We start from the raw sequence: 24,101 nt of genomic DNA on the forward strand, positions 1-24,101 counted from the left end.
GTCAATCGTTGCAGAGCCAGGGATCTGACGTGGTTCCCAGCGGAGCGGACATGGTCGCCAGAGTGATATCTCGTACCCTGAGAGTGATTTCACCGTGCGCCAGCACGGTGTCCCGCAGGCGTACGAGCGGATAATCGCCGCGGGAGTGCGCGGTCAGCTCCTGTACGGCGCGGCCACCCGCGATCACCTCGATGGGCGGGTTCGCCAGGCCCGGCAGGTCCAGCCGCAGCCACCGGTGCTCCGGCGTCAGACGGGGCGGCGCCGTGTGCCACTGCCGATCCACGCGTACCCGCATGTGCGGTGGCCGCACGGTGAGCACCAGCGTGCGACCGGACGCCACGCAGGTCAGCGCGCGCGTCGTCTGCGCGGCGGTGAGAGTGAGCGCCTGCGGCGTCGCCGTCAGCCCGGGCCCGGTGTGGAAGGACACGTCAGCCGGAGCCAGCCCGTCTCCCTCGAACAGCCGGATCGGCGGGTCGTAGCGGACCCGCAGCCCTTCGGCGATGGTGACGGTGTGCCGTCCGGTCCGGCCGTCCGCATCCGAGCTCGTGACGGTGAAGGTTCCGAGCAAGGGCCTGGGCAGGAGAGCCCACGGGTCGGCGGGGTCGGCTCGCCGTACGGTGTCGCCGGCATGTCCGACCGTGACTCGCCAGTCTCCCCGCGGCAGCCACAGGGCAGGCGGTCCGGCCAGTACCGCGGAGCCGTCCGGTGCGCTGACGCCGCCGACGGCCTCCCCTGGCAGCAGCCGTGGCCCGGCCCTGCCCCGCACCGGCCTCCTGCGGCTGCCGGCCCCGGATGAGGCCGCGGCCAGCCAGCTCCCGCCCTCCAGTGAGATCAGCGCCAGCCGCCAGTGTTCCCAGCCGAAGGGCAGTACGCCCTCGGCGATCGTGCGCAGCGGGCCATCGGAGGTCAGCACGCCATCGCGGCGATGAGCGACCCAGACCGGACCGGGAGGCAGGTCTCCGGTCAGCTCGCGGCCGTCCTCGGCGAAGACGAGCAGGTCCGCTCCCTCCGGCCCGGAGATACCCCCGCCGAACGGGTCGAGCAGGCGCCGGGGCGGCTCAGGCGCCGGCCGTCCGGCATGCAGCATGATCGACTGAGCGGCGGTGGCCGCACGCGGCAGCCCGAAGACGTCCAGCGCGGCCAGGAACGCCCTGCCCCAGCCGGCCGCGTTGCCCCGGCGTCCGGTGGCCGCCCTCCAGCGGGGCCAGAACGCCTCGCCGGCCGCCGCCATGCGGGTGAGCGAGATCGCCACGCAGGCGGGCCAGCGGACGGCGACCTCCTCGTGGCCGTAGACGTGGCCGAGCGCTTCAGCCGCCGCCGTCGCCATCTCCTCGGGAACGCCGGCCTCCGACACCAGCGACACTTGGCGCAGTTGCCCGGCCCACTGCCGTTCGAGCAGGTCGAGAAGGGAGATGAACGGCATCACGGGCGTGCCGGCACGCGGCGGGTCCGGTAAGGGCGCTCCAAACCTCGATCTCCGGACTTGGAGAAGCGCGGCGGGACGGGGGGCATGACCGCCTATCGTAGCCGCGTCGGTGGCGAGGCCCAGCAGCCCGGTCTCGGACGCGCGCGTGCAAGGCCCGCACGTCGGCGGAATACTGGACGACCTCAAGAACGCGTATGGACCGGCGGTTCTCTTGTGTCGGAATCGTGGAGGCATGTCGCCTTTGTTCAGTGCCGTTCAGATGGACCAGGTCCGAGACCGCGGGACCCTGCCGCGGCGGGCGTTGGCCTGGACACGCCAGAGCAGGGCTGCGCCGCTCGAGGACGCGTACTGCCAGGCGGGGAAGCTGTAGAAGCCGCGGTCGCGGTCAGCAGCATCTGACGTGAGCCGCCCGTACAACGAGCAGGCGAGGGTCTGCTCGCTGGGCCGGCGGACGGCGCGCCGACCGTCAGTGCCCTCGTCAGCTCTGATACCCAGGGGTGAACTCGACCGGCAGGGACTCCAGGCTGCGCATCTGGATCGACGACCGCCACTCCAGCGACTCCGGCGGCACCGCCAAAATCACGTCGGGCAGCCGGTCGAGCAGCGTCTCCACCGCGATGTGCGCGATGATCTCGGCGATCTCCGGCGCGGGATGCGGGCAGCCGTGCGCGCCGTACCCGAACGACATGTGGGCGTGGTTGCCCGCCGAGCCCTGGTGGAAGTCGGGGTGGACCTTCGGGTCGAGGTTGGCGGCCGCCAGGCCGGAGATGAGCAGGTCGCCGGCCTTGATGAGGCGCCCGCCGACCTGGGTGTCCATGATCGGCCACCGTCCGATGGCGATCTGCCCCGGGGCTTCCTTCCACAGCACCTCGTTGAGGGCCTGGCCGACGCTGCGCCGCCCGCCCGACAGGGTCATGGCGAACCGGTCGTCGGTCAGCATGAGCTGCAGCGTGTTGCTGATCCAGGTGGCGGTCGGGTCGGAGCCCGCGGTCATGGTCAGCAGCAGGTCCTGGATGAGCTCCTCGTCGCTCAGCCCGGCGGGATGGGCGAGCAGCCGGGAGGGCAGGTCGGGGCCGGGGTTGCGGCGCTTCAGTTCGAGCAGGCCGGTCATGATGGCCTGCACCCGGTTGTAGGCCTGCATGGCGGCCGGGCCGCCGTTCAGCGTCGTGGCGACCTCGCCGACCAGGGCGCGCGTGTCGGAGTCCGGCAGGCCCAGCATGGACGCCAGGACGAGCAACGGGATCGGGTTCGCGTACTGCGCCGTCAGGTCCGCCCGGCCGGAGCCGATGAAGGAGTTGATCAGCCCCTCCGCGACCCGCTCACAGTTCGCGCGCAGCTCGAACTGGTCGGCCGCCGCCAGCGCGTCGCTGACCGCCCCCGCCCGGCGTTCGTGGGCCGCGCCCATCTCGAACAGCATGGAGGGCTGGTAGCCGACGTACGCCATGAGAGGCCAGTCGGGCGGGATGTTGTCCCACTGGTTCCAGTAACGGGAGTCCCGGACGAACAGCGTGGGGTTGCTGAGCACGTAACGCAGTTCGCGGTACCCGAGCACCAGCCAGCCGGGAACGTCGCCCTCCAGCAGGACAGGCACCACGGGTCCGTGCCGGCGCATCTCCGTGAAGGCGGCGGCGGGATCCTGGTGGTAGGTCCTGCCGTACATGCGGAAGGCGCCGTTGAACGCGCTCCGGTCCGGCCCTTCTGCCGGTGCGGCGAACCAGGAGGCGGCGTCGGAGGATTGCCGGAAATCAGTCATGAGGTCACCTACCGGGAGGACAGGGCATAGAGGTGGTTGACGAGCGTGATCAGCACGGCCTTGCTGGACTCCCGCCGCCGCGCGTCGCACGCGACGAGCGGCACGTCAGAGGACAGGTCGAGCGCGTCGCGTACCTGGTCGAGGGAGTGCGTGGGCTCGCCGAACCGGTTGTGGGCCACGACGAACGGCATGCGGTGGTGTTCGAGCCGGTCGATGGCGTACCAGGAGTCGGCCAGGCGACGAGTGTCCACCAGCACGACGGCGCCGAGCGTGCCGGTGAACAGGCGGTCCCACAGGAACCAGAACCTTTCCTGGCCCGGCGCCCCGAACAGGTAGAGCACCATCTCGGGGTTGAGGCTGATCCGGCCGAAGTCGAACGCCACCGTGGTGGTGGACTTCCCCTCCACGCCGCGCGCGTCGTCGATCTGCTCGCCCGCCCGGCTCAGCGTCTCCTCGGTGCTCAGCGGACGGATCTCGCTGACGGACTTGACCATGGTCGTCTTGCCCACCCCGAACCCGCCGACGATCACGATCTTGAGTCCGGTGGTCGCGGAACTCGCCAAGGGAGCCCGCGCGACCGGTTCAAAGCTGTTCGAGTCCAACGAGCACCTGTCTGAGAAGTTCGGGGTCGGGGAGGGGCGATTCGGCCGGCGCCGGGCGCGGGTTCCTGGCGGTGACGCGTCCCGTGTCGAGCAGGTCGCAGAGCAGTATGCGCACCACGCTGACCGGCAGCCGCAGCTCGGACGCGATCTCCACGACGGCCATCGGGCTCACGCAGAGCCGGAGGATCCGGACATGCTCGGACTGCATGCCCGGAGTCGGGTCGCACTCGCTCACGATGATCGTGACCAGGTCGAGGCCGTCGTCGGCCACGCTGCTGCGTCCGCCGGTCACCATGTAGAGGCGGTCCGGGTTCTCGTCCTCCAAGCGCGGTGCCATCAGGGCCGGCTGCTCGTCTGCGGCGCGCGAGGTGGCGCGGTCAGATGTTCGCCGATCTGCTCGACCAGCTCGTTCATGTTGTGGCCGATGACGCCAGGGTCGGCGTCGTCCCCGGCCACCACGGCGAGGTGCGCTCCCTCCCCCGCCTCCACGATGAACAGCAACCCGCCGTGGAACTCGGTCATGGACTGACGCAGGCCGCCCGTGCCGTCGCCGAACTCGATGGAGGCGCCGTACGACAGGCTCTGGATCCCGGACGCGATCGCGGCGAGCTGGTCGGCGCGGTCCACGGACAACGCGGCGGTGTGGGAGAGCCGCAGGCCGTCTCGCGACAGCACCACGGCGTACCTGGCCTGCGGAGTCCTCTCCAGGAGGCTCTCGAGCAACCAGGCGAGTTCCTGATCCGATGTTCTCATCGAGTTTCTTCCTCACCCATGTGACGTGCTTGGTTCGCCGGATTCTTGCGTGCCCTGCTTGCTTGGTGGAAGGCGCTGAACTTGCTTCCGGTGTCCGACGGCGTCCGCGTGGGGCTCGGTTCCGGCCCTACGGCGGGCTGAGATGCGGGCTGGGGCCGCGTCTGCGCGGACGAGGCGGCCGCGAACGTCTGCCCGCGGCGGCGGCGCGGCAGGCCGTGCAGCTCCCCGTCGCCCTCGGGGGCCACCGGCGCGGGGGCCTCCTGCCTGGGCGGGGCCTGCCGGGGAGCTGGTGCCTGCGGGACCGAAGCGTGCTGGCTGATGATCCGCTGCGGGATCATGACCACCACGCCGGTGCCGCCACGTGAGGAGGGACGGAAGGAGACGGTGAGCCCGTGCTTGCGGGCCAGGCAGCCGACGACCGCCAGGCCGAGCCGGGAGCCGGACAGCGTGGTGAAGTCCAGCGGTTCGGCGGAGACGGCCCGTTCGGCCCTGGCCAGCGCGGCCGGGCTCATCACCAGCCCGCAGTCCTCGATCGTGATCACGGCGCCCGCGGTGATCTCCTCCACGTACACGTGGACCTCTTCGGTGGGCGGGGAGAAGCTGGTGGCGTTGTCCATCAACTCCGCGAGCGAGTGCATGACGCCCTCCGCGGCGTGCCCCGCGATCGCGAACGTGCTGGAGTTGTGGACCCGGACCCGCTGGTAGGCGCTGATCCGGCCGATTGCTCCGCGCAGGATGCTCTCCATCACGATCGGCTTGGTCCAGCGCCGTCCCGAACGGGCCCCGGTCAGTACGGCGATGCTGTCGGCGAGCCGTCCGGCCTGGGCCGTCGAGTGGTCCAGCTTCAGCAGGTCGCCGAGGGTGATCCGGTCGTGCCGGTCCTCCAGCTCGCGCAGATCGGCCAGCATGCTCGTGGCCAGGGCCTGCACCCGGCCGGCGGCGCTGGCGCAGGCCGCGGTCGTGGCGGCGCGGATCCGCCCCTGCCTGCTGACCTCGCTGACGAAGGCGCTCAGAATGTGCTGCTGAGCCCTGCCGGCGGGCCGCGGGACCCGGGCGAGGACCGACTCGGCCGACACCCCGTCGTGGATGAGCCGCACCGCTTCCGGCAGCGTCTCACCGGCCAGCCTGGCGAGCTCGGCGTCGCCGGCGGCGAGCCGGCCCCGTAGCTGCCGCACCTGCTGCCTGCTCGACGCCGCGAACGTGAGCGCGCCGCACACCAGGACGGCCGCGACGCCGAGGGCCCAGGTCAGAAGGGTGCGCGTGGCGGGCGGGGCGAGGAGCACGGTCGCCAGCGCCGCGGCCCCTGTCACGGCGGCCGTGGCCGCCAGGACGATCAGGGGTTCGCCCACCCGTGATGGAGTCGCGCGATGGCGAGTACGTACCGATGCTGACATCTTGGGTTCCTCGTCGGCGAGTGGATCACGGTCACCGCGGACGTCACGGGGCCGAACGCGTAGTGACGACCTGTTCCGGCCGATCTCCATGATCGCGGGGCGGGTGACTCTGGATCTTACGACAATTCACGCGATGTAGTCATTAGGTTGCGCATACTCTCGACATAGTGATCATCTCGAAGTACGGTCGCCTCTTGTCCTCTTTCAGGCGATCTTTGGAGTTGACCGCACATGGCAAGTTCTCTTCTTGAAGGTAGAGCGGCGCTGATCACAGGTGCGGCGTCGGGCATCGGAGCCGCGACGGCGCTGGTCTTCGCGCGGCACGGGGCCAAGGTCGTGGTCGCCGACATCAACGAGGAAGGCGGCAGGCGTACGGTCGCCGAAGTGGAGAAGGCGGGCGGCGAGGCCGACTTCGTCTGGGCGGACGTACGGCGGGCCGACGCCGTCAGAGACATGATCGCCTTCACGGTGCGGCGGTTCGGCCGCCTCGACTGCGCGGTCAACAACGCGGGCGTGGACACCGCGGGCGACGGCCGCTTCCACGAGGTGAGCGAGGAGTCCTGGGACGCCTCGTTCGAGGTCAACCTCAAGGGCGTCTGGTGGTGCATGAAGTACGAGCTCGCCCAGATGCTGGAGCAGGGCTCGGGCTCGATCGTCAACGTGGCCTCGGTGGCCGGTCTGGTCGGCATCGAGGCGCCGCTCGTCTCGCCGTACATCGCGGCCAAGCACGGCGTGGTCGGGCTGACCAAGGCGGCCGCCCTTGAGTACGCCACCTCCGGGATCCGGGTGAACGCCGTATGCCCGGGCGCGGTGCGTACCGAGATGGTGGACGGCCTCATCGCGCAGGGCATCATGACGCTGGAGCAAACGGCGGCCTACCACCCGCTCGGCCGCTACGCCAACCCCTCGGAGATCGGCGAGGCGATCGCCTGGCTCTGCTCCGACGCCGCGTCCTTCGTGACCGGCCTGCCGATGGCCGTGGACGGCGCCATGACGGCACGCTGAGCGCACGTCATCGCCCGCCTTCCGCGGCGACGAGGAGACTGGCGCACGCCACGAGGGGAAGGCCAGCGACCACTTCCGTCCGCGCCGCGTTCATCGCTTCATCGCACCGTCGGCCGCGGCGTCGGCCGCGTTGGCGATCGCCATACCGGCGATCTCCAATCGGCGTACGAGCTCACGTTCCTTCATCGCCTCGGCCGACAGTTCGCCGGAGAAGATACGGGCGATCTCGTACTGGTACATCCGGCGTACCGCGCCGCCGGCCTTCTTGGCCTCCAGGGCGTCGTGCGCCACCGCCGGAGCGCGCGCGGCCAGGGCGCGTAGCGCGGCCAGGGCGCGTACCGCGCCCTCCAGCGCCTCGACGCCGACGAGGAGCTGGTCGAGCAGCGGAACGAACTGCGTCTGCTCCGGCACTCGATACAGACAAGACTCCCGGACGAAGTCCCGCAGCGCGTCGAGCACGTCGTCGATGGCCCGCGACAACCGGAACAGGTCCTCGCGGTCGATCGGGGTGATCAGGGCGTGTTCCAATTGCGCCACCACCCGGGCTCGCTCGGTGTCGCCCAGGTGCTCGATGGAGCGCATCCGTTCGTGCGCCCTGGCTCTGTCCACCTCCCCGCCGGTCATCGCCAGGGCCAGCCAGACGCCCTGCTTGGTGGCTTGGAGCTGGTTGAGCAGCGCCTGCGTCAGTGCGCTGTCCATCCGTCCGGCCAGCAGATCCCGTACCCGGGCCAGTCGCCTCACCGGCTTGTCAGCTCCCTCAGCGCGAATGCGGCGACGGCGGCCAGCGCGGTGCTCGCGGGCAGGGTCAGCACCCAGGCCAGCGCGATCCTGGCCGCCGTGTGCCAGCGGACCCTGCCGCCACCGCGCGCGGCGCCCAGGCCGATCAGGCCGCCTGCGATGGACTGGGTCATGCTCACCGGCAGGCCGGTCGCCGCGCAGCCGATCACGGTGACGGCCGACCCCGTCTCGGCCGCGACGCCGTCCAGGGGGCGGGAGGCGATGATCTCGCGGCTGAGGGTGCGGCCCGCCCGGGGCATGCCACGCAGAGCGCCGATGCCGAACAGAACGGCCACCACGCAGGTGACGGGCAGTGGCGCACCCGTCATGCCCAGCGCGAGGGTGAAGACGGCCAGCATCTTCTGGCCGTCGTTGGCGGCGTAGGCGACACACAGCAGCGCGAGCCCAGCCCAGTGCCAGCGCCGCAGCCCGATGGTGGTGGTCAGCGCGGCCAGCAGGCGGGACATCAGCGGCGCGGCCAGCGCGCCGGCGAACGGAGCCGCGAGCCCGACAGCGAGCACGAGCGCCACCGAACCGCCGTTGACCGGGAGCCCCCAGCCGAGTCCGGCTCCGGTCAGTCCTCCGACGATGGCCAGGGTCAGGCTGGTCGGCCGGCCTTGGTGGCTGAGCGTCAGGACGACCGCCAGCGCCGCGATCACGGCGACGGTCATCGCGCTCCTGCCTTCCGGCCCATGGAGTACGGCCAGCCGCAGGGTGAACGTCTGCGCCACCTCGTGCGTCGCCAGCGGTACCAGCGCGACCGCCGCGACCAGCACGGCGAGGCCGGCGAGAGGTCGTGCGGTGGGCAGTTTGTGCCCGGTGGCGAGCAACGCGCCGCCGTCGTTCATGCCGGTGACGAGGGCGAAGACGCCCGCGAGCAGTAACTCCGAGGTCACGCGCGCCGCCTGTCCGGCCGGGTCACAGATCGAGCCGTTCGCGATCCACGTGGTCCAGGGCGAGGCGCACCGCGCCGAGGGCGATGCTCTCCTCGCCGAACGTGGACAGGGCGACCTCGGGCGGGTTCAGGCACATCGCCGCCAGGTGGGCGCGCATGGGTTCGAGCAGCAACTCGCCCGCGCGGGAGAATCCGCCACCGACCACGACCAGTTCGGGATCCACCACGAGGACGAGCGCGGAAGCGCCGCGGGCCAGGCCGTGGGCGATCCTGTCGAGCACGCCGAGCGCCCGCTCCTCACCCGCGCGCGCCGCCTCGAAGATCTCCTCCGCGCCGCGCCCTTCCCTGCCGAGCACGACGGACGGGTCCTCCCAGCCGGTGAGGGGCAGTCTGCCGAGCTCGCCCGCGCTGCCCGTCCGCCCGGCGCGCAACCGCCCGTCGAGCAGCAGGCCGTGGCCGGCCCGGTAGCCGGACAGGACGTAGACCACGTCGTCCACGTGGCGGGCGCTGCCCCGCCAGTGCTCGGCGACGGCCGCGAGGTTGGCGTCGTTGGCCGCGAATCCCTGGCAGCCGAACCACCGGCCCACCTGGCCCCCGAGATCGAGCCCCGTCCAGCCGGGGATCAGGTGGGAGACCGTCACCATGCCGGAGCGGTCGACCACGCCCGAGGTGCCCGCCGTGGCCGCCCACACCCCGCCGCGTGCGACCGCGGCGGCATCGGCGCAGGCGGTGGCGGCTCGTTCGGCGAGCGCGAGACGCTCGGCGGCGGGCAGACGCTCGTCTATGTCGAGCCGCTGCTCGGCGAGCACATCGCCGTTGAGGTCGGCGAGCATCGCCAGGATTCTGCGAGGGCCGACGTCGACGCCGACGACATGGCCCGCGTCCGCCCGGAACCTGAACCGCCTGGCCGGCCTGCCCGCACCGCCTTCGGTCGGCGCGGCCTCCTCCGCCAGGCCGCGCTCGACCAGGTCGGCGAGAGCCACCTCGGCGGTCTGCCGCGACAGGCCGGCGGCGCGGGCGAGCTGGGTCAGTGTCTGGGCGCCGCCCTGGCGAAGAGCGTGCAGCGTGGCGCGGGTGTTGAGGCGGCGAAGCAGGGCGGTGTCATGAGTTACGTCAGATGTTCTCATAATCCCCCTTGACGGTTTAAGTGGTCGAACTCTAGCTTTACGTCGCATCTTCTCATAATTGGAGTCGGAACATGTCGCAAGTTGGCCTCGCCCTTGTGGGTGCAGGCGATCGGGGGACCAGGTACACCAGGTATGCGACGATGGGCGGCCGGGCCAGGCTGGCCGCGGTGGCCGAGCCGGACGTCCGGCGTCGCAACGCCATGCTCGCCGAGCACCCGGGCGCGCTCGGCTTCGACAGCTGGCAGGAACTGGCCGCCCGCCCGCGGATCGCCGACGCGGTGGTCATCGCCACGCTGGACGCCCAGCACGTGGAGCCCGCGGTGCGCTTCGCCGAGCTCGGCTACCACATTCTGCTGGAGAAGCCGATGGCCATCCGGCTGGAGGACTGCCTGCGGATCGTCGAGGCCGCCGAGAAGGCGGGGGTGCTCTTCGCCGTCTGTCACGTGCTGCGTTACACCCCCTACACACGGGCGATGAAGGCGGTGCTCGACAGCGGGCGGATCGGCGAGATCGTCACCATCGAACACCTGGAACCGGTCGGCTGGTGGCACCACGCCCACTCGTATGTGCGGGGCAACTGGCGGCGTACGGACCAGGCGACGTTCATGCTGCTCGCCAAATCGTGCCACGACCTGGACTGGCTCGCGTACGTGACCGGCCGCAGGGTCTCCCGGGTGTCGTCCTTCGGCGGGCTCAAGCATTTCACGGCCGCCAATCAGCCCGCCGGCGCCGCGGACCGCTGCCTGGATTGCGCTGTGGCGGCTGACTGCCCGTACGCCGCCCAGCGCATCTATCTGCCCTTCGTGGGCGGCGGCGAGCGCTGGCCGCTGTCGGTCCTGAGCGAGGACACCAGCGAGGAAGGCGTCCTGCGGGCGCTGCGCGAGGGCCCCTACGGCCGCTGCGTCTACACCTGCGACAACGACGTGGTCGATCACCAGGTGGTGGACCTGGAGTTCGACGGCGGGGCGACCGCCTCGTTCACCATGACGGCGTTCTCCCCGAAGGCGCCGCGCAAGACCCGGATCTTCGGCACCCGCGGCTCGATCGACGGGGACGGCAACCTACTCACCGTGACCGATTTCGTGACCGGAGCCACCGAGGTCATCGACCCGCAGACACCGAAGGATGGGCACAGCGGCGGTGACGAGGGCCTGGTCACGGCCTTCCTCGACGCGATCACCGGCGACAACCCGTCCGCCATCCTGTCCCATCCCCGCGAGAGCCTGCACAGCCACGAGATCGCGTGGGCGGCCGAGGAGGCCCGCCTCACCGGAACCGTCGTCACCCTGAAGGAGCAGCAATGACCAGAGCGCTCGCGCTCACCTGCGCACTGGCGCTCGCCGCCACGGCGGCCTGCGGCACCAGCGAGGAGCCGGGAGGCGCCGACGGGCGCGGTCCCATCACGCTCACCGACACCCAGAGCCACGAGGAGGCCACCAGGAAGGTCATCGACGCCTGGAACGCCGCGCACCCCGACGAGAAGGTGACCCTCGACATCCAGCCCAAGGACGCCGACAGCCAGCGGCAGCGCCTCATCAACAACGCGCAGACCAAGTCCGACGCGATGGACGTCATGATGCTGGACGCGGTGTGGACGGCGGAGTTCGCCGCCAACCGGTGGATCGACCCGGTGCCCGACGGCACACTCAAGACCGAGGAGTTCCTCGCGCCCACCCTGGAGACGGCCCGCTACCGCGGCAAACTGTACGCCACCCCCTGGCTGACCGGCACCGGGCTGCTCTACTACCGCAAGGATCTGCTCAGCGAGGCTCCCAAGACCTGGGCGGAGCTGAAGAAGAGCTGCGACCAGGTGCTCCCCAAGCAGCAGGGCATGTCGTGTTACGCCGGTCTGCTGGACAAGTACGAGGGCCTGACGGTCTCCTTCTCCGAAGCCGTGCAGTCCGCCGGCGGCACCGTGGTCGACGCCTCCGGCAATCCCACGGTGAACACCGACGCCGCCAAGGCGGGCCTGAGCTTCCTCGTCGACGGATTCAAGAGCGGCCTCATCCCCAAGGAGGGCATCACGTTCAAGGAGGAAGAGGTCAAGAACGCCCTGCAGTCGGGCAAGGTGCTGTTCGCGCGGAGCTGGGCCTCCCTCTACGGCACCGTGAACGCCCCCGACAGCCCGCTCGCCGGCAAGGTCGACGTCGCCCCCATCCCCGGTCTCGACGGTCTGGGCAGCGGCACCCTGGGTGGCGCCAACCTGGCGATCTCCGCCTTCTCCAAGAACAAGGCGACCGCCCAAGACTTCATCGCGTTCTTCACCTCGGCCGAGCAGATGAAGATCTGGGCCACGATCAACAGCACCCCGGTCTCGCGCACGGCTCTCTACGACGACCAGGAACTCGTCGCGAAGTACCCTTACCTCCCTTCCCTGAAGGAGGGCGTGCTCGCCGCCAAGCCCCGGCCGGTCGCCGTGAAGTACGGCGACGTGACGGCCGCGATCCAGAACGCCGTCTACCCGGCGCTGTCCGGCGAGGTGGCCATCGACCAGGCGCTGGCCGGGCTGCAGCAGCAACTGTCGGGGCTGCTCAAGCAATGATGCGCGGCGCGCGGTGGTTCACCGCACTGATGATCTCTCCCACCCTCCTCGTGCTGGCCCTGGTGGTGTTCTACCCCCTGCTCGCCGTGGTCCGCGAGTCGATGTACGTCAGCGGGGAGGGCCTGGACGCCGACGGCTTCGTCGTCGAGGGCGAGCGGTTCGTCGGCCTGGCACACTACGCCGGGCTGCTCGGCGAGCGCTTCGTCAACGCCCTGGCCAACACGACGGTGTTCACCCTCACCACCGTCGTGCTCGAGACCTTGCTCGGCGTCGCCATGGCGCTGGTCATGCACAGTGTCCTGCGTGGCAAGGGCCTGATCCGGGCCAGCATCCTGATCCCCTGGGCGGTGCCCACGGCCATCTCCGGGCTGATGTGGCGGTGGGTGTTCCAGGCCGACGGCGTGGCCAACGCCATCATCGGCCAGAAGATCCTGTGGACGACCGAAGGCGTGCAGGCCAAGCTCGCCGTCATCATCGCCGACGTCTGGAAGACCGCGCCGTTCGTCGGGCTGCTGGTGCTGGCTGGGCTGCAGATCATCCCGGCCATGGTGTACGAGGCCGCGAAGGTGGACGGGGCCTCGGCCTGGCAGACGTTCTGGCGGATCACGCTGCCGCTGGTCAAGCCCGCGCTGGTGGTGGCGGTGCTGTTCCGCGTCCTGGACGCGCTGGCCATGTTCGACCTGCCGTTCGTGATGATCGGCCGCGGCAAGCTCTCGGTGGAGACCCTGCCGGCCCTGGTCTGGGACGAGGCCACCCAGCTCAGATACGGGCCCGCGGCCGCGTACGGGATCGTGCTCATCACCTACGTGTCCGTCATCGTGCTGATCTTCGTCCGGTTGCTCGGCGCCGACCTGCTCGCCGACGCGCGATCAAGGAAGCGAGCGGCATGAAGAAGGCCCTGGCCGCCGGAGTCATCGTGGTGTACTGCCTGGCGCCGTTCTACTGGATGATCGTCTCCAGCCTGCGCCGCACCGGGGACATCTTCAGCACCACGCCCTGGCCGTCGCCACCGTCACTGGAGAACTACGCCGCGGTCTTCTCCGGGCACAGCGACTTCGGCCGAGCGCTGCTCAACAGCCTCATCGTGTCGGCCGCCACCACCGTGCTGACGCTGCTGTTCGGCATCTGCTGTGCCTACGCACTGGCCCGGCTCAGCTTCCGCGGCAAGAACCTGGTGCTCGGGCTGATCATCGGCACCTCGATGTTCCCCGGCGCGCTGCTGATCGTTCCCCTGCTCAAGCTCTTCACCGAGCTGGGCTGGATCAACACCTACCACGCCATGATCATCCCGAGCATGTCGTTCGCTCTGCCGCTGGCCGTCTGGACGCTCACCGCGTTCTTCCGCCAGATGCCGCACGAGCTGGAGCAGGCCGCCACCATCGACGGCTGCACCCGCTTCGGGGCCTTCCGCAGGGTGATCCTGCCCGTCGCCGCCCCCGGCGTGTTCACCACCGCGATCCTGGCGTTCTTCGCCACCTGGAACGAATTCATGATCGCCCTCACCATGATCAGCAAGGCGGACATGCAGACGGCCACCGTACGCGTGGCCCAGTTCGGCGGCGCCTCGGACTTCGACACGCCCTTCGGCACCCAGATGGCCGCCGGCGTCATCGTCACGATCCCCCTCGTCATCCTCGTACTGGTCTTTCAGAAGCGGATCGTCGCCGGGCTCACGTCCGGCGCGCTCAAGTAGTCACGTTTTCCCGGTCATCGGCTTCCCGTGAACAGGAAGGAACCCCCCACCATGAGCATCAGCAGAAGAGGTCTGCTCGGCGCGAGCGCGGTCGCGGCGGCCGGAGTCGGCCTGGCCGCCGCCGGCGCCGCCGCGACCGTGGACAAGCGCCGGATCAAGCGCGGAGTCCTCCGCGTGGCCAGCTTCAACATCCACTACGGCGCGGGGCCGGACAACGTCTTCGACCTCGAGCACACGGCCGAGATCATCGAGGCGATCGATCCCGACGTCGTCGGGCTGCAGGAGGTCGACAAGCACTTCCGCGTGCGCAGCAACTGGCTCGACACCGCGAGCGAGCTGGCCAGGATGCTCGGCATGCACCAGACGTACGGTCCCAACATCGACCTCGACCCGCTGGAGGCGGGTCAGCCCCGCCGGCAGTACGGCACGGCGTTCCTGTCCCGCTGGCCCATTCTCGAATCGCGCAACACCCGCCTTCCGCAATACTCCGGCAGTGAGCCGCGCGGGCTGCTGGAGGCCGTCGTCAACATTCAGGGCAAGAGGGTCCGGCTGGGCAACTCCCACATGCAGCACACCAGCGACGCCGAATGGCAGGAACAGGCCGACGCCATCGTGAACCTGCTCGGCCAGTCCGCGGAACCCGTCATCTTCCTGGGTGACACCAACGCCGTGCCCTCCTTCCCCGGCATGACGACCTTCACGGACCGTTATGACGACGTGTGGGCCCGAATCGGAGTCGGCGAAGGACTGTCGGCGGCCAACACGTGGCGCTTCGACTACATCTTCGTGCCCAAGGGCTCCGATGTGCGCTCGGCCTGGCTGGTGAGCACTGACGTCTCCGACCATCTGCCGCTCGTCACCGACGTCCTGCTGCCGTGAGACCGGTCACCATGTTCCGACCCCTCCTCGCCGCCGTCCTCGGCCTGGCGCTGACCACCGCCCCCGCACACGCGGATCCCGGCGGCCACTGGGTGGACGCCTGGGCCACCGCGCTGCACCGCTCGTCGGCCGCCGCCATCCCTCCGGTCTACGACAACCAGACCATCCGCATGGTCGTGCCCATGCGCGGCAGCGGCAACGCCGTCCGGGTCCGGCTCTCCAACGCCCATGGCGATCAGCCTGTCACGTTCGGCGCCGTCACGGTCGCGCTCAGCGAAGGCGGCGCGAGCCTGGCGGAGGGGACGCTGAGCCCGGTCACGTTCTCCGGCGCCTCCTCGGTGACCGTCCCGGCGGGGCAGACGGTGCGCAGCGACTCGATCCGTCTGCACGTCAGAACGGGCCGGCACCTGGCGGTCAGCGTCTACCTGCCCACCGCCACCGGTCCGGCGACCTGGCACCGTTCGGCCGTGCAGACCAACTACGTCTCCGAACCCGGCGACCACACCGGCGACCCGGACGGCGGCTCCTTCCCTGCCACGATGCGAAGCTGGATCTTCCTGGACGCCGTCGCCGTGAACCACGGCCCCACCCCCGGCACGCTGGTGGCCGTCGGCGACTCCATCACCGACGGCTCGGGCACCAAGGTCGACGGCTTCGAACGCTGGCCCGACCGGCTGGCGGCCAGACTCGCGGCCCAGCCGGGCCGCCACCCCGCGGTGGTGAACACCGGCATCGGCGGCAACCGAGTCCTCACCGACACAGCCCAGGACGGCCAGAGCCTGCTCAACCGCCTCGAACGCGACGTGCTCTCCCGGGCGGGGCTGACGCACGTCATCCTGCTGGAAGGTGGCAACGACCTGCGCAACGGCGCCACCGCCGACCAGCTCATCACCGCCTACAAGGAGATCATCACCAAGGTGCGCGCCCGGGGTGCGAAGATCTACGGCGGCACCATCACCCCGTGCAAGGGCGGCTCCGGCCACACCGGGACCGTCGAAGCCCACCGCCGGACCGTCAACGCGTGGATCGCCACCAGCGGCGAGTTCGACGGCGTCATCGACTTCGCCACCGCCGTCGCCGACCCCCTCGATCCACAGTCCCTGGCACCCGCCTACGACAGGGGCGACCACCTCCACCCCAACGCCGCCGGCTTCGCCGCGATGGCGGACGCCGTGGATCTCTCCCTGCTCCGGTGACGCCCGCCCTGCCCCGCGCCGTCACAGGTGCGGGGCGTCGCGCACATGCCGGGCCGGCTGCGGTGTTGGAGGAGGGACTCACGATCAGGGTAAAGCCGCAGGTCAGCGTGGTAGGGCGGGTGGGACTTGAACCCACGACCCATGCGTTCTTGACCATCGGCGTGATATGCCATTTGTCCCTCTCTCTTGTGCGGCGGGTCAGTGCTGATGGGTTACACATCCGGCATGGAGGCCTCGATGCCAGTAGCGCCTGATTGCTGAACTCCGCGCGTGGCCGGTTGCGTACCACTCCGCGAAACCTCATCAGGGGTTGGCGAGGCGGGTGATCGCATGCCGGGTGGTTGGGAGATTCTCGGGCTGGCGGGCGATCCTGCTCCGGGGGATCCGGCGCAGGTGCGGGCGCTGGCGACGCGCCTGCTGGAGCAGGCGAGGCTGGCTGAGGACAATACGGCCCGGCTGAACGGGGTGTCGGCCAATAGTTCGGCGTTGAACATGCGCGGCGACTACGCGGTCAAGTACACCGAGGCGTTGCAGACGCTGCCCGGCGAGTTGGCGAAGCTGGGCAAGGCTTATCGCGGGGCGGGTTCCGCGTTGAGCACCTACGCGGGCAGCCTGGAGCAGGCCAAGACCCAGGCCGGTAGCGCGTTGCGGCAGGGGCAGGCGGCGGAGGAGCAGTATCAGGGCGCGTTGCGCGAGGTGCGGGCTCAGCTGCCTGCTTCGGCGGCCACGGGGAGTCTGGCGGAGGTGGAGGCGGCGGTCGGCGCCGCCGATCCGGCGGTGCAGGCGGCGGTACGGCCCGCCGTGGCGCGGGCCCAGAACGCCGAGGCCGACCGGGGCCGGGCGCGGCGGATCGCCGACGAAGCCGCTGGGCTGCGGGGGGACGCGGAGTCGCGGGCGGTCGAGGAGATCGAGCAGGCGCTGGAAGGCAGCGGCATCCAGAACAAGTCGTGGCTGGAGAAGGCGTGGGACACCGTCTCCACGCCGTTCCGGTCCTGGGACGACTTCGTCAACCTGGCCCGCAACGTGGCGATGGTGGCCGGGATAGCGGTGCTGATCATCGGCACCGGCGGGCTGGCGGGGGCGATCCTGCTCGGGGCGGCGGTGGTGGCCGGGGCGGTGGTGTTCGCCGACACGCTGAACAAGTACCGGCAGGGCAAGGCGAGCCTGGGTCAGGTCGTCCTGGACGGCCTGGGGGTGATTCCAGGCGGCCGTCAGGTCGGGTTGCTGGCCCAGGGCGGCAAGGCGGTCGCGGCGCTGGGCGGGCTGGCGGCGGGGGTGCGGGCCGGACGCGGTACCGCGGTGGGGCTGTTCCGGGCCGGGATCCCGGCGGGCGCGTCGGCGGTGCGGGGTGCGGGGCTGCGCGGGGCCATGGCCGCAGGGGCGGGGCGGGTCTCCACGGCGGTGGGCACGGCGTGGCAGAAGACCAAGCAGTTCTTCAGCAAGGACCCGGTGCACTTTCCGACCGGCACCGTGCTGCTGCCGCAGACCGACTTCGAGCTGCCGGGGGTGTTGCCGCTGGTGCTGGAGCGGACCCATCTGTCGGGCTACCGGGTCGGACGATGGTTCGGGCCGGGCTGGGCCTCCACCTTCGACCAGCGGCTGGAAGTCGACGATGAGGGCGTGTGCCTGGCGTCGGCCAGTGGCGCGCTGCTCAGCTTCGCGCACCCAGGGCCGGATGACGCGCTGTTGCCGGGGGAGGGGCCGCGGCTGGTGCTGGCCCGCGACGGCGACGACGGCTATCAGGTGACGGATCCGGCCACCGGCCGCACCCTGCACTTCGCCGCCGTGGAGGAAGAAGACGGCGACGCCGGCACGGCCGCCGCTGGAAGGGCTGCCTCAGGGATGGCCGACGTGCTGCCGCTCATCGCGATCACCGACCGCAACGGCAACCGCATCGACCTCCGCTACACCAACGATGGGATCCTCGCCGAGGTGGCCCATTGCGGTGGGTACCACCTCGACATCGAGACGCACGCCGGCCTGGTCGTGTCGATCCGGCTGCGCGAGGCCCGGCAGACGCTGATCGCCTACCGCTACGACGAGCACCGCAACCTCACCGAGGTGATCAACTCCTCCGGCCTGCCGCTGCGCTTCAGCTACGACGAGCACGGCCGGATGACCCGCTGGACCGACCGGATCGGCACCTGGTATGCCTACACCTACGACGAGCAGGGCAGATGCGTCGAAGGCCGTGGTTCGGACGGCATCTTCGACACCCGCATCTCTTACGCCGACAGCTTCACCGCGGCCCGCGACTCCCTCGGCCACGAAACCACGTACCACCACAACGACCTGCTTCAGGTCACTCAAGAGACGGATGCGCTCGGCAACACCACTCACTACGAGTGGGACCCCTATGACCGGTTGCTGGCCGAGACCGACCCGCTCGGCCGCACGACCCGCTACACCTACGACTCCCGCACCCTGACCGCCATCATCCGCCCGGACGGCGCCCGCCGCACGTTCACCCGCGACGACCTGGATCTGCCGGGCACCATCACCGACTTCAATGGTCACGAGTGGCGGCTCACCCATGACGAACGCGGCAACCTCACCGCCGACTCCGGCAACACCTACACCTACGACGTACATGGCCACCTGACCTCGATCACGAACGCCCTCGGTCACACAACCACCGTGGAGAACAGCCTGGCCGGGCTGCCCATCGCCGTCACCGACCCGCTCGGCGCCGTCACCCGCTTGGACCGCGACGCCTTCGGCCGGATCACCGCGATCACGGACCCGCTCGGCAACGTCACCCGCCAGAGCTGGACGGTCGAGGGCAAACCGGCCGGGCGCACCCTTCCCGGCGGTGCCACGGAACAGTGGACGCACGACCCTGAAGGCAACCTGACCGAGCACCTCGATCCGCTCGGCCGGACCACCCGGCTCGACATCGGCCCCTTCGACCTGCCCGTGGCCCGGACCACCCCTGACGGTGCCCGAATCGAGTTCGGCTACGACACAGAGTTGCGCCTCACGCAGGTCACCAATCCGCTCGGCCTCACCTGGCGCTACACCTACGACTCCACGGGAGCCCGCACCGGCGAGACCGACTTCAACGACCGCACCGTCACCTACCGGCACGACGCCGCGGGCCGGCTCGTCGAACGGGTCAACGGCGCGGGCCAGGCCATCCAGTACAAGCGTGACGTGCTGGGCCAGGTGGTCGAGCAGCGCTCCGGCGATCGCGTCACCACGTTCGCCTACGACCTGGCGGGCCGGCTCACGCACGCCGCCAACCCCGAGACCGACCTGCGCCTCGTCCGCGACGACCGGGGCCGGATCACCGAGGAGATCTGCGACGGCCGCTCGCTGGTCTCCGTCTACGACGGTGCCGGTCGCCGGGTGCTCCGCCGCACCCCGTCCGGAGCCGAGAGCACCTGGCAGTACGACGAGGCCGGCCAACCGGCAGCCCTGCACACCGCGGGCCAGACCATGCACTTCGCCCACGATCCGGCAGGCAGGCAGACCCTGCGAAGCTTCGGCGCCGACGTGTCGCTCATCCAGGACTGGGACGACGACTCCCGTCTGCGCGACGAGACGCTGCGCACGGCGAGGGGGCGGGTGCTGCAGCGGCGCACGTACACCTACGGCCAGGACGGCGGGCTCACCGGCATCGACGACCTGCTGGCCGGACGCCGCCGCTACGACCTCGACCCGGCCGGCCGGGTCACCGCCCTGAACGGTCTCAACTGGACCGAGCGCTACACCTATGATCCGGCCGGCCAGATCACCGACGCCACGTGGCCCTCGGACGGCCAGACGGGCGGCCAGACGGGCGGCCAGACGGACGGGCAGGGTCCGCGGGCTCACACCGGCACCCAGCTCCGCCGGGCGGGACACCTCCGCTACGAGTACGACGCGCAGGGGCGCGTGGTACTCCGCCGGCGCAAGGGCCTGTCCGCCAAGCCCAGGACCTGGCACTACGCCTGGGACGCCGACGATCGGCTGACCGATCTCGTCACCCCGGACGGCAGCCGGTGGCGCTACGTCTACGATCCCCTCGGCCGCCGCGTGGCCAAGGAACGCCTCGACGGAACGGATCGGGTCGAGTTCACCTGGGATGGCTTCAGCCTCGCCGAGCAGAGCACGGCGGGACGGGCCACCGTCTGGGAGTGGGAGCCGGCGGGAGTTCGGCCGCTCACCCAGGCCGAGCGCGTACGGGACGCCGACCAGGAGTGGATCGACCGCCAGTTCTACGCCATCACCACCGACTTGGCGGGCACCCCGTCCGAGCTCATCGACGCCGAGGGCACGCTCACCTGGCGCGCCCGGCGCACCCTGTGGGGCTCTGTCGCGCAGGTCAGGTCGGCGGGGGCGTCCTGCCCGCTGCGCTTCCCCGGCCAGTATGCGGACGAGGAGTCCGGCCTCCACTACAACGTGTTCCGGTATTACGACCCTGCGAGCGGTCGCTACACCTCCAGCGACCCCCTGGGGCTGTCCGGCGGCTGGAACCCGTACTCCTATGTAATCAACCCGGAAACCTGGCTCGATCCTCTGGGGCTCAGCCCGTATCCGGCTCGCGGTGAGATCAACCCCAACGAGATACTCTTCTCGCAGGACACCGTCAGTCCGCGATTCAGCACCGGACAGACTATCGAAGAGACCGCCGAAGCCTTGCGGAACGGCACGCTGAGCCCCGCCGAGCTGCCCACCATCCGCCTCTACGAGCGCGGTGACCAGCTGTTCACCTTGGACCACCGTCGACTTGTCGCCTTCCAGAAGGCCGGGCTGGAGTCCGTGCCCTACCGGATGGCGACGCCCGCGGAAGTCACGGCGGAGACCAGGCGCAAGTTCACAACGAGGACGCAGGGCGTCGGCATTCAGATTCTCGGCGGCGAATGGCACGGCCCCCGGCCCGGTTGACGACTGATGGGATATCGCATGGACGCGCACCTGTACGAGCTGGCCGACCAGGTCGTGACTCGTCAAGACCTCGCCAGGCTCGTCGCGGCCATGGCGGAAACCGCCGGATCAACGGAGACCCTTGATTGGGAGAACCGTACATTGGCGACCTTTCTCGAGTCGCTGGCCGCCTGGATCGGCAGTATGGACGCCTACTTCCATAACCAGGGAATAGACGAACCCGATCAGCCATCGTGGTGGCTGATCGGGGAGATGCTCACCGCGGCCGCCATCTACGAATAGGGCCCGATGCTGCTCAACTTAGGGTTGAGCGCCCAGGAGTCGAGCTTGGCGGCCTGCTTCCAGGCGGGGCGAAGGGGGTGGTCCGCCTCGGCGGTCTCGTGGCGTTCCTCGGCCGGTAACAGGCCGAGGCTGAAGGCGTCGTCGGCCATCAGGCTGGGGCGGGTGGCGAGCTGTTGCCGGGCGACGAGGGCGTCCTGACGGCGGCCGAGGACTTCTTGCAGACGTTTTGCCCGTTTGGCGAGCTTCTTGGCAGGTCTGCCAAGGGGGCGTGGCCTCGCCCCTGCCTGAAGTCCGCCGCCTGAAATCGGTGTCCGCGTTCAAGGGGGAAGCCCCCACCTCCTGTTCGCGGGCCGCCGGCCCCGGCACCAGGTGGGCGCCCCGGCTGGCGCTCTCCTGCGCGACCGCGGCCGCCGCGGGGTCGGCGGGCCGCTCGCCGATCCTGGAGGCGAACGCCGACAGGAACGACTGGCGGAACGTCTTGTTCTTCGACCGGCCGGTGCCGTGCTTCTTGGTGCCCGTGTTCACCAGAGCGGTCTGTGCTGTACCAGGAGCGAGGTGAACAACATTTCCACCCAGGTCAGGTCCGCCCCGAACCCCAGCACGGTGGCGAACCTCAGCTCCTGCGACCAGATCACCCGGCACCTGTTGGCCTCGGCGATGAGGTTGAGCAGCACGGCCTTGGGCTGCTCGTACGGCGCGTCGACGCCGACCCGAATGCCCGTTGGAGCCCACCCCTACCCGGCCGGGCCTCCAGCAGCACCCGAGCGAGGTTGTCCCGGTCGGCCAGGGAGGCGGCGGCGGAGTCAAAGGCCGTCTGATCCTCGCCGGCAACCGTGACGAAACCCGATCCCCTGCTCATCAGCGCGGCAGAAGGCGTCGAGATCCGGACCGGCCTCGCTGTGTCGTCGTTCCGACCAGCGTAAGCCGACTTGAGCCCCGGGCCTCACCGGCGGAAATGCGTCGTTTGCTCCTGCCAGCCTGGTACAAGGCGCGCTGGGGCATGTCGGCATCGCGCTGATGCCGACATGCCCGTCCCTGTGCTGCCGCAGTTGTCTCATGACAGCGCCCAGGCGACCGCGCTGGTGCTGAAGGTGCTGCGGACCGCCAACCGGAAGATCGGCAAGGCTGCGCTGGGACGTGACTGACATGACCTATGAAAGCCTGGTCCGGCCGTTGTCCGGCGTGTAGCGCAGCCTAAAGCTGGGCTTGGAACATCCAGTACTGCTTCTCAAGAGTCCCTGTAGCCGTGATCAGTACGTCCTGAGAAATCGGGTCGGGTTCAGCAGTGGCCTGCACGGCTTCACGCAGCGAGGACACCACTGCGGCGAGAATGTCGCAGAACGTCTTGATGACTTGGGCGTCCGTCAGATGGCCACCGTCGAGTTCGGGAAGCGTTTTCGCCCCGGACAGAGCGGATACGCGCCCATCCGGGGTGGCGCCGATGGTGACCGCTCGTTCGGCGATGGTGTCGGCCTGCTCGCGAGCCGCGTCGGCGAGTTCGTCCAGCTGCCTGTGGAGGCTGGTGAAGGAGGGGCCGACCAGGTTCCAGTGGGCTTGTTTGGCCAGCAGCCCCAAGGTGATCAGATCGACGAGGACCAGCTGCAGCGCGTCCGCGGTGGTCTTCTTCTCGTCGTCGGTCAACGGACTTGTGATGCTCATCAGACTCTCCTAGGTCACTGGTACGGCGTGGACGCCGAGGGACACGCCCTCACCATGGCGTGCGCCGGCGGGCGGCCACATCGCATGGATATGTGATCAGCCCCTGCGCGGACGTCGGCTGGACCTGCCAGCCGCGGGGCCGGCGAGGTACGGACAGCTCAAGTCTTTGTGCGATGTCCGCGACGAGGCGGAAGGAGAACCTTTCATGCACAGAACCGAATTCGCGGAGGGGGTTCGTGATGAACAGCGATCGCACAGGCCGATGTCCCCATGTGCATGGAACACGTCAACCCGTGCCGGCCGGGTACGCCGACGGTTGTGAGGAGTGCCTGCGGACCGGGGGCCGGTGGGTGGAACTGCGTGAATGCCTGACCTGCGGCCACGTGGGCTGCTGCGATTCCTCTCCCGGCCGGCACGCCGCCGCTCACTGGGCGGCCACCGCGCATCCGGTGACCGCCTCCTTGGAGCCGGGTGACCGGTGGGGGTGGTGCTACGCCGACCGGAGCCATCTCGGTTCCGTACGGCGAGGCCGCGTACCGCGGCGGAGGAAGCTCCGGGTCGCAGGGCCGCCGTCCGAGCCGGTTCTGATGATGTTCACCAGCGCAAGGAGAGTCTGATGTCCACCATGGAGATCGCCGTTCCCGACACCAAGCTCGCCGCCGAGGCGACGACGCTGGTCCGCGAGGCGACCAGCGACCTGATCTACCACCATTCCCGGCGGGTCTACTTCTGGGGTGCGCTGCAAGGCCGCAACCGGGGATTGAGCTTCGACCCCGAGCTGCTCTACATCGGCGCGATGTTCCACGATCTCGGGCTGAACGAGGAGTATCGGGGCAGCGGGCGCCGCTTCGAGGTGGACGGAGCCGACGCGGCCCGCCGGTTCATGCAGGAGCACCAGGTGCCCGAGGACAGCGTCCGCCGGGTGTGGACGGCGATCGCCCTGCACACGACGCCAGGCATCCCCGAGTTCATGGAGCCGGAGGTGGCCCTGGTCACGGCCGGGGTCGAGTACGACGTGCTGGGCATCGGCTACCACGACCTCACCGAGGAGCAGCGGGCTGAGATCACCGCCCTGCATCCGCGGCCGGACTTCAAGCACCAGATTCTGCAGGCGTTCGCCGACGGCATCGCGCCCAAGCCGGAGACCACTTTCGGCAACGTCAAGGCCGATGTGCTGGAACGCTACGTGCCGGGCTTCTGGCGGGGCAACTTCGTCGACACGATCCTCGGGTCGCCCTGGCCGGAGTGA

23 protein-coding genes and 1 pseudogene are annotated in these 24,101 nt (G+C 70.0%); 11 read left to right on the forward strand and 13 right to left on the reverse strand.

Annotated elements, in window-relative coordinates; genetic code table 11:
• Position 1 precedes the first annotated feature (1 nt).
• From ABD331_RS55740 to ABD331_RS55765, 6 genes are all read right to left on the reverse strand, one after another.
• Entirely contained in the window at positions 2-1,423 is a 1,422-nt protein-coding gene (locus ABD331_RS55740) for a hypothetical protein (RefSeq protein WP_344494826.1), read from the reverse strand.
• Positions 1,424-1,904: 481 nt separating this feature from the next.
• Positions 1,905-3,179, reverse strand: coding sequence for a cytochrome P450 (locus ABD331_RS55745; protein ID WP_344494828.1), 1,275 nt, complete (start codon positions 3,177-3,179; stop codon positions 1,905-1,907).
• Positions 3,180-3,187: 8 nt separating this feature from the next.
• Entirely contained in the window at positions 3,188-3,781 is a 594-nt protein-coding gene (locus tag ABD331_RS55750; RefSeq protein WP_344494830.1) for a GTP-binding protein, read from the reverse strand.
• Positions 3,762-4,118: a DUF742 domain-containing protein gene (locus tag ABD331_RS55755; RefSeq protein WP_344494832.1), complete on the reverse strand. Its 357-nt coding sequence runs from the start codon at positions 4,116-4,118 to the stop codon at positions 3,762-3,764. The genes ABD331_RS55750 and ABD331_RS55755 overlap by 20 nt, the downstream gene beginning before the upstream one ends.
• Positions 4,118-4,534, reverse strand: a complete 417-nt coding sequence (locus ABD331_RS55760) for a roadblock/LC7 domain-containing protein (protein ID WP_344494834.1) — start codon at positions 4,532-4,534, stop codon at positions 4,118-4,120. The genes ABD331_RS55755 and ABD331_RS55760 overlap by 1 nt, the downstream gene beginning before the upstream one ends.
• Entirely contained in the window at positions 4,531-5,883 is a 1,353-nt protein-coding gene (locus ABD331_RS55765; protein ID WP_344494836.1) for a sensor histidine kinase, read from the reverse strand. Before ABD331_RS55765 ends, ABD331_RS55760 begins: the two co-directional genes overlap by 4 nt.
• A 276-nt stretch (positions 5,884-6,159) precedes the next feature.
• Between ABD331_RS55765 and ABD331_RS55770 the strand changes: the two genes are divergently transcribed.
• Complete coding sequence (locus ABD331_RS55770; RefSeq protein WP_344494838.1) at positions 6,160-6,933, forward strand: glucose 1-dehydrogenase; 774 nt, start codon at positions 6,160-6,162, stop codon at positions 6,931-6,933.
• Positions 6,934-7,023: 90 nt separating this feature from the next.
• On the opposite strand, the gene ABD331_RS55775 is transcribed toward ABD331_RS55770, so the two are convergent.
• The 3 genes from ABD331_RS55775 to ABD331_RS55785 are packed head-to-tail and all read right to left on the reverse strand — an operon-like array spanning position 7,024 to position 9,732.
• Entirely contained in the window at positions 7,024-7,674 is a 651-nt protein-coding gene (locus ABD331_RS55775; protein ID WP_344494840.1) for a DUF47 domain-containing protein, read from the reverse strand.
• On the reverse strand, positions 7,671-8,606 hold the full coding sequence (locus tag ABD331_RS55780; RefSeq protein ID WP_344494842.1) for an inorganic phosphate transporter: 936 nt from the start codon (positions 8,604-8,606) through the stop codon (positions 7,671-7,673). The genes ABD331_RS55775 and ABD331_RS55780 overlap by 4 nt, the downstream gene beginning before the upstream one ends.
• 22 nt (positions 8,607-8,628) lie before the next feature.
• Positions 8,629-9,732 (reverse strand): ROK family transcriptional regulator, encoded by a 1,104-nt coding sequence (locus ABD331_RS55785; protein ID WP_344494844.1) that lies wholly within the window; start codon positions 9,730-9,732, stop codon positions 8,629-8,631.
• 71 nt (positions 9,733-9,803) lie between these two features.
• On the opposite strand from ABD331_RS55785, the gene ABD331_RS55790 reads away from it, so the two are divergent.
• The 8 genes from ABD331_RS55790 to ABD331_RS55825 all read left to right on the forward strand — a co-directional run bounded on the left by ABD331_RS55790 (position 9,804) and on the right by ABD331_RS55825 (position 21,193).
• Positions 9,804-11,036 carry a Gfo/Idh/MocA family protein gene (locus ABD331_RS55790; RefSeq protein ID WP_344494846.1) on the forward strand — a complete coding sequence of 411 codons (1,233 nt, stop codon included), beginning with the start codon at positions 9,804-9,806 and terminating at the stop codon, positions 11,034-11,036.
• On the forward strand, positions 11,033-12,274 hold the full coding sequence (locus ABD331_RS55795) for an ABC transporter substrate-binding protein (protein WP_344494848.1): 1,242 nt from the start codon (positions 11,033-11,035) through the stop codon (positions 12,272-12,274). The genes ABD331_RS55790 and ABD331_RS55795 overlap by 4 nt, the downstream gene beginning before the upstream one ends.
• A 29-nt stretch (positions 12,275-12,303) precedes the next feature.
• Positions 12,304-13,164 carry a carbohydrate ABC transporter permease gene (locus tag ABD331_RS55800; protein WP_344494850.1) on the forward strand — a complete coding sequence of 287 codons (861 nt, stop codon included), beginning with the start codon at positions 12,304-12,306 and terminating at the stop codon, positions 13,162-13,164.
• The gene (locus ABD331_RS55805) at positions 13,161-13,967 is read left to right on the forward strand and encodes a carbohydrate ABC transporter permease (protein WP_344494852.1); all 807 of its coding nucleotides are present in this window, start codon (positions 13,161-13,163) and stop codon (positions 13,965-13,967) included. The genes ABD331_RS55800 and ABD331_RS55805 overlap by 4 nt, the downstream gene beginning before the upstream one ends.
• A gap of 51 nt (positions 13,968-14,018) precedes the next feature.
• Complete coding sequence (locus ABD331_RS55810; RefSeq protein ID WP_344494854.1) at positions 14,019-14,846, forward strand: endonuclease/exonuclease/phosphatase family protein; 828 nt, start codon at positions 14,019-14,021, stop codon at positions 14,844-14,846.
• Positions 14,847-14,857: 11 nt separating this feature from the next.
• Positions 14,858-16,042, forward strand: a complete 1,185-nt coding sequence (locus ABD331_RS55815) for an SGNH/GDSL hydrolase family protein (protein WP_344494856.1) — start codon at positions 14,858-14,860, stop codon at positions 16,040-16,042.
• A 330-nt stretch (positions 16,043-16,372) separates the two neighbouring features.
• Positions 16,373-20,911 (forward strand): RHS repeat-associated core domain-containing protein, encoded by a 4,539-nt coding sequence (locus tag ABD331_RS55820; protein WP_344494858.1) that lies wholly within the window; start codon positions 16,373-16,375, stop codon positions 20,909-20,911.
• 18 nt (positions 20,912-20,929) lie between these two features.
• Positions 20,930-21,193, forward strand: a complete 264-nt coding sequence (locus ABD331_RS55825; RefSeq protein WP_344494860.1) for a DUF7660 family protein — start codon at positions 20,930-20,932, stop codon at positions 21,191-21,193.
• Here the strand turns inward: ABD331_RS55825 and ABD331_RS55830 are convergent.
• From ABD331_RS55830 to ABD331_RS55840, 4 genes and pseudogenes are all read right to left on the reverse strand, one after another.
• Complete coding sequence (locus tag ABD331_RS55830; protein WP_344494862.1) at positions 21,184-21,342, reverse strand: hypothetical protein; 159 nt, start codon at positions 21,340-21,342, stop codon at positions 21,184-21,186. The two genes, ABD331_RS55825 and ABD331_RS55830, sit on opposite strands and share 10 nt — an antisense overlap.
• A 30-nt stretch (positions 21,343-21,372) precedes the next feature.
• A pseudogene (locus ABD331_RS61290) lies at positions 21,373-21,498 on the reverse strand (hypothetical protein); the annotation flags it as partial.
• Between the two features lie 216 nt (positions 21,499-21,714).
• A complete protein-coding gene (locus ABD331_RS55835) occupies positions 21,715-21,867 on the reverse strand; it encodes a hypothetical protein (RefSeq protein ID WP_344494864.1) in 153 nt (50 codons plus the stop codon).
• Positions 21,868-22,387: 520 nt separating this feature from the next.
• On the reverse strand, positions 22,388-22,852 hold the full coding sequence (locus ABD331_RS55840; RefSeq protein WP_344494866.1) for a Dps family protein: 465 nt from the start codon (positions 22,850-22,852) through the stop codon (positions 22,388-22,390).
• Between the two features lie 239 nt (positions 22,853-23,091).
• On the opposite strand from ABD331_RS55840, the gene ABD331_RS55845 reads away from it, so the two are divergent.
• Both ABD331_RS55845 and ABD331_RS55850 read left to right on the forward strand, forming a co-directional pair.
• Positions 23,092-23,469 carry a UBP-type zinc finger domain-containing protein gene (locus tag ABD331_RS55845; protein WP_344494868.1) on the forward strand — a complete coding sequence of 126 codons (378 nt, stop codon included), beginning with the start codon at positions 23,092-23,094 and terminating at the stop codon, positions 23,467-23,469.
• A complete protein-coding gene (locus ABD331_RS55850) occupies positions 23,469-24,101 on the forward strand; it encodes an HD domain-containing protein (protein WP_344494870.1) in 633 nt (210 codons plus the stop codon). The genes ABD331_RS55845 and ABD331_RS55850 overlap by 1 nt, the downstream gene beginning before the upstream one ends.

Source organism: Nonomuraea monospora, assembly GCF_039531895.1.
GTDB lineage: Bacteria > Actinomycetota > Actinomycetes > Streptosporangiales > Streptosporangiaceae > Nonomuraea > Nonomuraea monospora.

What these genes read in the sequence shown, in the direction of transcription:
- ABD331_RS55740 (WP_344494826.1), bottom strand. Translation starts at nt 1,423, where the DNA reads ATGCCGTTCATCTCCCTTCTCGACCTGCTCGAACGGCAGTGGGCCGGG.
- ABD331_RS55745 (WP_344494828.1), bottom strand. Translation starts at nt 3,179, where the DNA reads ATGACTGATTTCCGGCAATCCTCCGACGCCGCCTCCTGGTTCGCCGCA.
- ABD331_RS55755 (WP_344494832.1), bottom strand. Translation starts at nt 4,118, where the DNA reads ATGGCACCGCGCTTGGAGGACGAGAACCCGGACCGCCTCTACATGGTG.
- ABD331_RS55760 (WP_344494834.1), bottom strand. Translation starts at nt 4,534, where the DNA reads ATGAGAACATCGGATCAGGAACTCGCCTGGTTGCTCGAGAGCCTCCTG.
- ABD331_RS55770 (WP_344494838.1), top strand. Translation starts at nt 6,160, where the DNA reads ATGGCAAGTTCTCTTCTTGAAGGTAGAGCGGCGCTGATCACAGGTGCG.
- ABD331_RS55785 (WP_344494844.1), bottom strand. Translation starts at nt 9,732, where the DNA reads ATGAGAACATCTGACGTAACTCATGACACCGCCCTGCTTCGCCGCCTC.
- ABD331_RS55790 (WP_344494846.1), top strand. Translation starts at nt 9,804, where the DNA reads ATGTCGCAAGTTGGCCTCGCCCTTGTGGGTGCAGGCGATCGGGGGACC.
- ABD331_RS55795 (WP_344494848.1), top strand. Translation starts at nt 11,033, where the DNA reads ATGACCAGAGCGCTCGCGCTCACCTGCGCACTGGCGCTCGCCGCCACG.
- ABD331_RS55800 (WP_344494850.1), top strand. Translation starts at nt 12,304, where the DNA reads ATGATCTCTCCCACCCTCCTCGTGCTGGCCCTGGTGGTGTTCTACCCC.
- ABD331_RS55805 (WP_344494852.1), top strand. Translation starts at nt 13,161, where the DNA reads ATGAAGAAGGCCCTGGCCGCCGGAGTCATCGTGGTGTACTGCCTGGCG.
- ABD331_RS55810 (WP_344494854.1), top strand. Translation starts at nt 14,019, where the DNA reads ATGAGCATCAGCAGAAGAGGTCTGCTCGGCGCGAGCGCGGTCGCGGCG.
- ABD331_RS55815 (WP_344494856.1), top strand. Translation starts at nt 14,858, where the DNA reads ATGTTCCGACCCCTCCTCGCCGCCGTCCTCGGCCTGGCGCTGACCACC.
- ABD331_RS55820 (WP_344494858.1), top strand. Translation starts at nt 16,373, where the DNA reads ATGCCGGGTGGTTGGGAGATTCTCGGGCTGGCGGGCGATCCTGCTCCG.
- ABD331_RS55825 (WP_344494860.1), top strand. Translation starts at nt 20,930, where the DNA reads ATGGACGCGCACCTGTACGAGCTGGCCGACCAGGTCGTGACTCGTCAA.
- ABD331_RS55830 (WP_344494862.1), bottom strand. Translation starts at nt 21,342, where the DNA reads ATGGCCGACGACGCCTTCAGCCTCGGCCTGTTACCGGCCGAGGAACGC.
- ABD331_RS55840 (WP_344494866.1), bottom strand. Translation starts at nt 22,852, where the DNA reads ATGAGCATCACAAGTCCGTTGACCGACGACGAGAAGAAGACCACCGCG.
- ABD331_RS55845 (WP_344494868.1), top strand. Translation starts at nt 23,092, where the DNA reads ATGAACAGCGATCGCACAGGCCGATGTCCCCATGTGCATGGAACACGT.
- ABD331_RS55850 (WP_344494870.1), top strand. Translation starts at nt 23,469, where the DNA reads ATGTCCACCATGGAGATCGCCGTTCCCGACACCAAGCTCGCCGCCGAG.